This is a genomic window from Ferdinandcohnia jepli, from assembly GCF_047246645.1.
GTDB lineage: Bacteria > Bacillota > Bacilli > Bacillales > Bacillaceae_L > Ferdinandcohnia.
Window position 1 is genome coordinate 1 of record NZ_JBFOKR010000041.1, and the last position, 10,019, is coordinate 10,019.

At 37.7% G+C, this 10,019-nt stretch carries 8 protein-coding genes and 3 tRNA genes; all 11 read right to left on the reverse strand.

The annotated features are described in order from the left end of the window. Positions 1–141: 141 nt before the first annotated feature. Positions 142–528: a DUF5071 domain-containing protein gene (locus AB3M96_RS23455; protein ID WP_412970035.1), complete on the reverse strand. Its 387-nt coding sequence runs from the start codon at positions 526–528 to the stop codon at positions 142–144. 425 nt (positions 529–953) lie between these two features. Further along, on the reverse strand, positions 954–2,756 hold the full coding sequence (glmS, locus tag AB3M96_RS23460) for a glutamine--fructose-6-phosphate transaminase (isomerizing) (RefSeq protein WP_412970036.1): 1,803 nt from the start codon (positions 2,754–2,756) through the stop codon (positions 954–956). Positions 2,757–3,198: 442 nt separating this feature from the next. Then, on the reverse strand, positions 3,199–4,545 hold the full coding sequence (glmM, locus tag AB3M96_RS23465) for a phosphoglucosamine mutase (protein ID WP_412970037.1): 1,347 nt from the start codon (positions 4,543–4,545) through the stop codon (positions 3,199–3,201). A gap of 28 nt (positions 4,546–4,573) precedes the next feature. After that, entirely contained in the window at positions 4,574–5,815 is a 1,242-nt protein-coding gene (locus AB3M96_RS23470; RefSeq protein WP_412970038.1) for a CdaR family protein, read from the reverse strand. Beyond that, on the reverse strand, positions 5,808–6,629 hold the full coding sequence (cdaA, locus tag AB3M96_RS23475; RefSeq protein ID WP_412970039.1) for a diadenylate cyclase CdaA: 822 nt from the start codon (positions 6,627–6,629) through the stop codon (positions 5,808–5,810). The genes AB3M96_RS23470 and cdaA overlap by 8 nt, the downstream gene beginning before the upstream one ends. A gap of 287 nt (positions 6,630–6,916) precedes the next feature. Beyond that, positions 6,917–7,540 carry a zf-HC2 domain-containing protein gene (locus AB3M96_RS23480; protein ID WP_412970040.1) on the reverse strand — a complete coding sequence of 208 codons (624 nt, stop codon included), beginning with the start codon at positions 7,538–7,540 and terminating at the stop codon, positions 6,917–6,919. A gap of 12 nt (positions 7,541–7,552) precedes the next feature. Next, positions 7,553–8,116, reverse strand: coding sequence for an RNA polymerase sigma factor SigW (gene sigW / locus AB3M96_RS23485; RefSeq protein ID WP_412970041.1), 564 nt, complete (start codon positions 8,114–8,116; stop codon positions 7,553–7,555). A gap of 179 nt (positions 8,117–8,295) precedes the next feature. Next, entirely contained in the window at positions 8,296–9,198 is a 903-nt protein-coding gene (gene rocF / locus AB3M96_RS23490; protein ID WP_412970042.1) for an arginase, read from the reverse strand. Positions 9,199–9,514: 316 nt separating this feature from the next. Continuing rightward, a tRNA-Ala gene (locus AB3M96_RS23495) sits at positions 9,515–9,590 on the reverse strand. 19 nt (positions 9,591–9,609) lie between these two features. Beyond that, positions 9,610–9,684 (reverse strand) — tRNA-Gly (locus AB3M96_RS23500). A gap of 6 nt (positions 9,685–9,690) precedes the next feature. After that, positions 9,691–9,763: transfer RNA gene (locus AB3M96_RS23505), tRNA-Lys, on the reverse strand. Positions 9,764–10,019: the final 256 nt, after the last annotated feature.

Genomic DNA, 10,019 nt, shown 5'->3' on the forward strand with positions numbered 1-10,019 from the left:
GAGCGAATGGCTAGTTCTTACTCGGCGGGAATCCCACCCGCTATATGATACGACCTAGGCTCGGCCGCACACCTGCCTCGTTACTTCAATATGATAAGACGATCCTTCGTTACTGAAGCAATGAACCCATTAGTGAAAAATTCAAAATTGTTTTAATATCTCCTTAGCACGAACATCAACTTCCTCTAATATCTCACCTTCAGTTGGTCTTTCTGCTAATCTAATTAAGTCGTTCTTTAACACCTTTCTTTTGTCAACAGGGAGAGGTTTAACCAAGACTTCCAAACACCAGAACTTCCATACATTGTCTTGTGTTTCAAAAACGTTTCTTATGTGTGGGATAATTTCATTTGGAAAATGTAATAATAGTTCGGCTATTTTAGGAGCTATCGGCCAATTCATATCCTGAATCCATTTAAGCAGCTCAGGCAATAAGGAGATTAATTCTCCACGATTAAGCTCATTTAGTTTTTCTACTTTGTCAAAATCAAATTTATCTTTAGGAAGTAAATCGTTTAAATGTTCCATTCAAAACTCCTTATTTGAAGTTTATATTTTTTGCAACGCTCCCGTTTGTTTAGTATTTCGATGTTGTATTTAAAGAATCCTTCTTGAACTAAACTGCTCCATTAGTTAAATATCCTTATTCTAAATTATTTATTAGCAATGACGCTTAATAAATTAACAATTTGTGCTAACCAGATTGCACTATATATAGCACCAATTGCAATACCCACTTTCAAAGGACCCGTATTTATTTTCAATCAACAGATAGGATACAAAAAATAAAAAGCATCAACCCTCTGGCTGATGCTCATCTTTTCTCTAGCTTCTCTTTATTACTAACCATCTTTTTTTGTCATTTACCATCTTTCTTTGCAACTTACCATCTTATTTTGTCATTTTCCATCTTAATTGTACCTTTACATTTTTATAGAAACAAATTGGTTCTATTATTCAACCGTAACACTCTTAGCCAGGTTACGCGGCTTATCAACGTCACAGTCACGGTGTAGTGCTGCATAGTAAGAAATAAGCTGTAACGGAATAACTGAAATAAGAGGTGTTAGCATATCATTAACGACTGGTAACACATAGCGGTCTTCATTTGTATCTAAACCTTTCATGGAAATAATACATGGATTTGCACCACGTGCAGCAACCTCTTTTACATTTCCACGGATACTTAGATTTACATGCTCTTGAGTAGCAAGGGCGATAACCGGTGTACCGTCTTCAATTAAGGCAATTGTTCCGTGCTTTAGCTCGCCACCGGCGAAGCCTTCTGCTTGAATGTAGGAAATTTCTTTTAGCTTTAGCGCACCTTCTAGACCTACGTAGAAGTCTAGTGCACGACCGATAAAGAAACAGTTACGAGTTGTAGTTAGATATTCCCAAGCGATAGCTTCCATTTCTTCTTTATCTTCGCATAGGACTTCCATACTATTTGCTACGATACCAAGCTCTTTTACTAAGTCCATACCAACCATTAACCCTTTTGATTGTGCTGTTACATAAGCAAGGATTGATAATACTGCCATTTGTGCAGTATATGCTTTCGTTGAAGCAACAGCAATCTCTGGACCTGCATGTAATAGTAATGTGTAGTCTGCCTCACGGGAAAGAGTAGAACCAGCCACGTTTGTAATTGTTAATGACTTGTATCCTAATTCTTTAACATGAACTAATACTCCACGACTATCAGCTGTTTCACCACTTTGTGAAATGAAAATGAATAATGGTTTTTCAGATAGCAACGGCATGTTGTATGAAAATTCACTTGAAACATGGACTTCAACAGGAATATGAGCCATTTTCTCAATGAATTGTTTCCCAACTAGACCAGCATGGTAACTTGTGCCCGCTGCAATAATATAGATACGATCCGCTTCCTTCATCGCCTCTAAAATCTCAGTATCAATCGTTAATTCCCCATTTTCTCCCTGATACTGCTGAACAATTTTCCTCATTACTAGAGGTTGCTCATCGATTTCCTTTAGCATATAGTGCGGGTACGTTCCTTTTTCAATATCACTTGCATCTAATTCTGCTGTATATGGGTCACGACTAATTGCTTCGCCATTAAGGTTCTTAATCGTTACAGAATCCTTCGTAACAATTACAATTTCTTTATCCATTAATTCGATATATTGATCAGTAACTTGCAGCATTGCCATAGCGTCACTTGCTACCACATTGAAGTTATCTCCAAGACCTACAAGTAGTGGACTTTTATTTTTAGCTACATAAATAGTTTCGTTATTTTGTTCGTCAAGTAAAGCAATCGCGTAAGAACCCTTTAATAGACTTAACGTTTTACGGAATGCCTCTTCAACTTCTAAACCTTGATTTACAAACTGATCAAGGACTTGAACAATGATTTCTGTATCTGTATCACTTTTTAATTCAACGTATTGTAAATACTCTTCCTTCAAATGAGTGTAATTTTCGATCACTCCATTATGAACAAGAGTAAAACGACCAGTGTTTGCTTGATGAGGATGTGCATTTACTTTACTTGGTACACCATGTGTCGCCCATCTTGTATGACCAATTCCAACCGGTGCTTCCACAGCTGGATTTACACTCTCACGAAGTGTAGCAATTCGCCCTTTTTCTTTAAACACATGTATACCTTCCGCATTCATTACAGCAATACCTGCTGAATCATATCCACGATACTCTAGCTTCTCTAGCCCTTTTAATAAAATTTCCTTAGAGTCTTGTTGTCCAATAAATCCTACAATTCCGCACATAATTAGTGTCCTCCTTAAAAAAGGGAACAAGAAAGCACGGGGCTTTACTTGCCCCTTTTTTAGTATTCGTTTTTTGATCAATCATATCCTTCCGTTTGTGCAAAGGGTTACCCCTTTGTTTTACCTAGAAGAACTTACGGCCGTGATTGTTCAACCGGGAGGTATCCGCCGAAAATTCGATAAACCTCCTCCTCGTCAACTAAATCTTACAATAGGCACTTACCTACTGTTTATGCTCCGTACATAGATTTAGTTCAGGCGCTTTTAAGTTTTATTGCAATTTGTACAATCCTCCTTCCAAATGAATCAAACACAATCATACACTAGGATATTCAAAATCGTCAACCATAACATGGAAGAAAACTTTTCCATGTATACTAAAAAATATGCATAAGTAGGCTTTGATGTGCCTCTTATGCATATAAATGATACAAATGACTCTCTATTCTAATCCCATTTCTGTTTTTACAACAGCCACAATGCGATCCACATACTCTTTACATTGCTCTTCAGTAGGCGCCTCTGCCATTACCCTTACAAGCGGCTCTGTTCCAGATGGACGAACTAAAATTCGACCATTTCCATTCATTTCTTGTTCAACCTGATCAATTACCTCTTTAATAACTGGATTTTCAGCTACTTTATATTTATCAGTCACTTTTACATTAACTAATAGTTGTGGGAATGTAGTCATTTCATTAGCAAGCTGTGACAACGGCTTCTTAGTAGTTTGCATGATATTCACAAGTTGAAGACCTGTTAACAATCCGTCACCCGTCGTATTGTAATCTAAGAAGATAATATGACCAGATTGCTCCCCACCAAGGTTAAAACCATTTTTCTTCATTTCCTCAACAACATAGCGATCACCAACTGCGGTTTGGACACTTTGAACGCCATTCTCCTCAAGTGCCTTATAGAAGCCAAGGTTACTCATAACAGTTGAGACAACTGTTTGATGCTTTAATCTGCCTTGTTCCTTCAGATACTTCGCACAAATATACATGATTTGGTCTCCATCAACGATGTTTCCATTTTCATCGATAGCAATAAGACGATCTCCATCACCATCAAATGCAAGACCCACATCTGCGCCTTTTTCTTTTAGAAATTCAGCTAGTGCTTCAGGATGTGTAGAACCTACCCCGTCATTTATATTCAGACCATTTGGTGAAGTACCCATTGTTGAGATATCGGCATCTAAATCAGCAAATAAGTGAGTAGCTAGTGATGATGTGGCACCGTGTGCGCAGTCTAATGCAACATGAATACCTGTAAATTCTTCATCAACCGTCTGTTTTAGGAATTGCAGATACTTTTGACCACCTTCAAAGTAATCATTTACTTGTCCTAAATCTGCACCTACTGGTCGAGGCAACTGGTCTTCTGGCATATCTAATAAATCTTCAATTTCTTTTTCCTGCTCGTCAGAAAGCTTAAATCCATCAGGACCAAAAAACTTAATTCCGTTATCTTGAACTGGATTATGTGATGCAGAAATCATTACACCCGCTTCAGCTCCTAACGCCTTTGTTAGATATGCAACTCCAGGAGTTGAAATAACACCTAATCTCATAACTTCAGCACCAATAGATAAAAGACCTGCTACTAAAGCTCCTTCCAGCATATGCCCGGATATACGAGTATCACGACCAATTATAACCTTTGGTCTTTCTTTATCCTTTGTTAATACATATCCACCAAAACGGCCTACCTTAAAGGCAAGCTCAGGAGTAAGTTCGCTGTTAGCAACACCTCGTACACCATCTGTTCCAAAATATTTTCCCATTTCGTAAAATCGCTCCTTTGCAGATTGCTTAATTATCTTCGCTATCTGTTATTCGTATCCTTGCCTTTTCTAGAGGCAGCGCCCATGTCACGTTTTGCGGGCCATTCACTTTTATATCAACATCATGCTCCCCGATTCCTAAATCGGTAACATCTATAAATACATCGAGATTTGTAGGACTTGTCCCTTCTAAAACACTCGGTGCTCCACTAACTTGTAAGCTAAGGGTCCCTGTTTCTGGATTTAAAAAGGTAAGCGTAAATTGTTGACCTAATCCTAAACTCCTAATAGATAAATCAGAAAATGTTTCTGATATCTCTTCTTCAACGTCTACTTCAACCTGAATCGTTTCTGGAGTAACCTTTGTAACTCCCTTAGGAATAGGGACCTTCAGTTCTAATGTTGTATCCTCAGAAATTTTACCAAGATCTAATTCTCCATCTATTGAATCTATCTCATCAATAACCTCTTTGGGTCCAAAGATTGTTATTTCATTCGGAACAGGTGTCATACTTATTATACTTAACCCCGCGGCAAGTTGACCTGTTTGCTTCAAGGCAAATGACACTTTCTTATTCGGGCTTTCGATTGGGACTGTAATTTCTACGACAGTCGGATCGACGGTTACTGATAATACATTTTGGTTTTTATCGTACACAGCAACCCTTGATTCTTGCTGGAAGGTTTCTTTTGCACCTTTCAGGTCTACTACAGCTTTTACTAGTGCAATTCGGTCTATTTCCTCTATTGCACCCGTAATTTTTACAACTTTAGGGCTTACTACTGGGTCCTTTACTGTATAACCATCTTCTATCTGGTCTCTATTTACAAAGTCAACTTCAACAGGAAACTCTTTTGTAACCTTTTCCTGAAGTACAACTGTAATTTCTGCAGGATCTATTTTCACGTTTATTTTTTCGGAAACGTTTCGGTATTGTAGTTTAACCTTATGTGTTCCAACCGTCAACTGCGATAGATCGGCATACACTTCAATTTCCTTCTGTAGCCCTTCTTTCTTCGTTACTCCGGATGGTCCATTAATCGTTACATTAACAAACTGCGGAACTCCTGAAACAACGAGATTTTCCTCATCATAATACGCATTTACCGGAATCTCAGTTAATGTTTCTGTGTAATCAGTAAAAAGAGGAAAACCAGAAGGGCTTTTTGAAGCAGGTTGGTTTTCAAAACTTACTGATGCAAATAGCAGCAATGCTAACATTAACGCAATTATTCGAGTGACCCACCTATTATCCAAGAATCTATCCATTTTTCTTCCCCCTCCATTGCCAACGTGCTTGAGAGGTGCTACGTTCATTCGTTATTAACTCTTGTTTTAGTAGTTCTTTAAATGTCTCTGGCTTCAAATCACGATGTAGTTCACCATTTTTTGTAAGAGATACACTACCTGTTTCCTCTGATACAACGATTGTAATACTGTCTGTTACTTCGCTTATTCCGAGTGCCGCCCTATGACGTGTCCCTAACTCTTTTGAAATAAATGGGCTTTCTGATAATGGTAAGTAGCAAGCAGCTGCAGCAACTTCATTTCTTTGGATAATGACTGCTCCATCATGCAAAGGTGTGTTTGGAATAAAAATATTAATTAAAAGCTCCGAAGAAATAGAAGCATTAAGTGGTATACCAGTTTCAATATAATCGCCCATACCTGTTTCGCGTTCAATTGAAATAAGTGCACCAATTCGACGTTTTGCCATATAATCGGTTGCTTTTGTTATTGCTTCAATCAGTTTTACTTGTTGATCATCTTCATCTAAACTACTTCTAGAAAATATTTTTCCACGACCAAGTTGCTCTAGAGCCCTTCGTAGTTCAGGCTGGAAGATAACGATAATCGCTAAGAATCCCCAATTCATCACCTGATCTACTAACCAGAACAATGTATGTAGTTCCAATAAACTACTCAACATACGAACAAATATAATGACAATAATACCCTTTAAGAGCTGTACAGCCTTTGTTCCTCGTATAACCGTTATTAGTTTATATATTACATACCAGACTAGGAGAACATCTAAGAAATTGCCGAGGTAACTTAGTAATGGGAGTTCATCAAATGACATTCTCACACTTCCTCTATGAAATAATCCGTAAATTTACACACTATTAATACGACATACAAAAACCAAGTGAAAAGATTAGTTTATACTATTCTAGATTGATAAACCAAATATGGTTTTCTCATGTGCTGACTTTTCAAAAACATCTTATAACTATAATATTATATCATATATCTTTCATGTCCTAATTACAAATTACACGTAGGATATGCCTGATTTTTTCATTGTTATGTAACTCATTTCGATGAAAAAAGACCATCAATATTAGATGGCCTTTCCTATTCTTAGTTTTATTCTTTCTGATCAAAGATTTGAATTGTATCCTTACCTAGTTTTTTCATATGGTACCAAAGCCATTCAAACATTTGATTGACTTCCTTAATTTCTCCTGTAACATTTCCAGCAGAAGCCATATATCTCTCACCGTTTATGATCGTGACGTTTCCATTTACCTCTCCTTCAATTAGGAGCTTGCCATTCTTAACGACCACATCTCCCTCAACTGTCTCTCCCTCAGGAACAATTACGGTATTATTCTCAATAACCAAATTAGGTTGTTTAGAAACAGAAAATTGTTCGCTTTCATTCCATACTGAGAAGAGACTTCCAACCATTAGTAAGAGAAATAGAGAAGCTGCCGTTAATATTGGATGACCTCTAAACCAACGCTTAAAGCTCACAGACGTTTTTTCTTTTGGTAAATTTGCCATCACCTTCATTGTAAAATCATCTGGTGCAGAAATATGCGAGGTACTTTGTACTAGAGCAATTGTTTTCTTTAGTTCATGGAAGTGTTGATTACATAAATCGCAATTTGATAAATGCTCTCGTAGTATAGTCTCTTCCTCTTCAGAAATGTCTTCATCCAGGTACTTATGAATTAGTTGATTCATGCTGTCTTCTGAACAGTTCATCTTTTCTCACCCCTATACATGTCGAAGTTGATGTCGTAAGGCTTCTCGGCCTCTATGGATTCTTGTTTTTACCGTTCCTACCGGCAAATCGAGAATCTCTCCAATTTCTTTAAGTGAAAATTCCTCGATGTATTTTAAAACAATTACAGAACGATATTTCTCTGGGAGCTTCAGTATTTCAGCCTGGATTAATGCTTGCAATTCCATGCTTTCTAGCTCGTCCTCTGGTAATGCGACATCTGCTGCCACCTGCGAATACATGGTTAGCCCTTCTGATCCAGCTATTTCTGCATCTAAATAATAATCTGGCTTTTTCTTTCGTATTCGATCAATCGAAAGGTTTGTAGCAATTCGATAGAGCCATGTAGAGAACTTTTTATTTAAATCATAGCTGTGAATATTTACAAATGCTCGTATAAAAGCTTCTTGGGCAATATCTTCCGCCTCATGCCGATTCCCTAGCATACGATAGCATAACTGAAACACTTTGTCCTTGTAAATTTCTACTATCTCCGCAAAAGCGTTCTGATCTCCATTTTTGATTTGTCTTATTCGGTTTTTAATGATTGTCTCCATTTTTGTACCTCCGCTCATTGCGGGTATAAATATCTACGTAACAACTCGCAAAAAGGTTTCATTTTTATCCATTATTTTTATTTTATCAAAAAATGGCTAACTATGTTAAAGAAAATCAAAACTCTTTTAAGACACAGAAAAAAACAGCACCTTTACTAATAAAGGTACTGTACTATTTCTTATAGTAATTTTTCTCCAAATAAAGAACCCATTAAAGCTACAGCAACTGATGCAGTTTTATTCTTATCATCTAGGATAGGATTTACCTCAACAAATTCCGCAGAAGTAATAATTTTTGCTTCCTCAAGCATTTCCATCGCTAAATGACTCTCACGATAACTAATTCCCCCAAGGACTGGAGTTCCAACCCCAGGTGCATCATGCGGATCGAGTCCATCTAAGTCTAAGGATAAGTGCACACCATCTGTACGATCTTTTAAGTATGCTATTGATTCTTCCATAACCTTTGCCATACCTAGTCGATCAATTTCATGCATCGTGTATACCTTGATTCCAATTTTCTTAATTAATTCCTTCTCACCATCGTCTAGTGATCTAGCGCCAATTATTACGATATTTTCCGGTTTAACCTTCGGACTATATCCAGCGATATGAGTTAATGCCTTATGACCAATTCCTAGACTAGCAGCTAACGGCATTCCATGAATATTTCCTGATGGTGACGTTTCAGCCGTGTTTAAATCTCCGTGAGCATCATACCAGATTACTCCCAGGTTCTTATAATGTTTAGCAATACCTGCTAATGATCCTATCGCTATACTATGGTCTCCCCCAAAAACAAGTGGAAATCTACCATTTTTAATAACTTCATCTACTGCTGATGCTAGCTTTTCACTAGCCTCTGAAACAGCCTTTAAGTTCTTTAAGTTATCGACGGTATCAATAGCTCCTCTTTTCGGCCTCGTAATTTCTATATCACCTAAATCATCTATATCATAACGAAGTCGTTCTAACCTCTCTATTACACCAGCATATCGAATTGCACTTGGTCCCATATCAACGCCTCTTCGCATTTGTCCTAAATCCATTGGGACCCCAATAATAGATATATCTTTTCTCAATTTAAACGAACCTCCTTCTCCCACATACCTCTATTTTAACTACTTTTAATAGAATGACTCAACTCAACAAAAACATGTATATATATACGGAAGGAAATAGAGTTGAAACGTAATTTATGATTACCATATGCAATAAAAAAATAAGGTACTAATCATTTTGTATGACTTTTTTCCTTTTATAAAGAGTAACACCTTATCAAACACATAAATTAAAAAGACCTGTTTTGCCCAGCGTCAGTTAACTATACTAAAACCCAATTAAAAACAAAAAAACTATAAGCCCACGGCTTATAGTAGTATGTATTAGATAATTGTATGGTGGAGCCTAGCGGGATCGAACCGCTGACCTCCTGCGTGCAAGGCAGGCGCTCTCCCAGCTGAGCTAAGGCCCCATGTAGAAAGAAGTAGTTCTGGAGCGGAAGACGGGATTCGAACCCGCGACCCCCACCTTGGCAAGGTGGTGTTCTACCACTGAACTACTTCCGCATTTGATGAGCCATGAAGGACTCGAACCTTCGACCCTCTGATTAAAAGTCAGATGCTCTACCAACTGAGCTAATGGCTCGTGCAAAATATAATTATACGAATAAAGTTAATAAATCGTATTTTTTGCATCTACGACGTCCCAATCTCAGGGAGTTGATGCAAGTAGTGACTCGATTGGTACGCTGAAGCATCGCTACGAGGATAACTCGTTCGTGCTCTACCAACTGAGCTAATGGCTCGTGCAAAATATAATTATAAAAAATGGCTGGGCTAGCAGGATTCGAACCTACGAATGACGGAGTCAAAGTCCGTTGCCTTACCACTTGGCTATAGCC

Bases quoted from the DNA above. Each gene is read 5' to 3' on its own strand.
- AB3M96_RS23455 (WP_412970035.1), bottom strand. From the start codon at position 528: ATGGAACATTTAAACGATTTACTTCCTAAAGATAAATTTGATTTTGAC.
- glmS (WP_412970036.1), bottom strand. From the start codon at position 2,756: ATGTGCGGAATTGTAGGATTTATTGGACAACAAGACTCTAAGGAAATT.
- glmM (WP_412970037.1), bottom strand. From the start codon at position 4,545: ATGGGAAAATATTTTGGAACAGATGGTGTACGAGGTGTTGCTAACAGC.
- AB3M96_RS23470 (WP_412970038.1), bottom strand. From the start codon at position 5,815: ATGGATAGATTCTTGGATAATAGGTGGGTCACTCGAATAATTGCGTTA.
- cdaA (WP_412970039.1), bottom strand. From the start codon at position 6,629: ATGTCATTTGATGAACTCCCATTACTAAGTTACCTCGGCAATTTCTTA.
- AB3M96_RS23480 (WP_412970040.1), bottom strand. From the start codon at position 7,540: ATGAACTGTTCAGAAGACAGCATGAATCAACTAATTCATAAGTACCTG.
- sigW (WP_412970041.1), bottom strand. From the start codon at position 8,116: ATGGAGACAATCATTAAAAACCGAATAAGACAAATCAAAAATGGAGAT.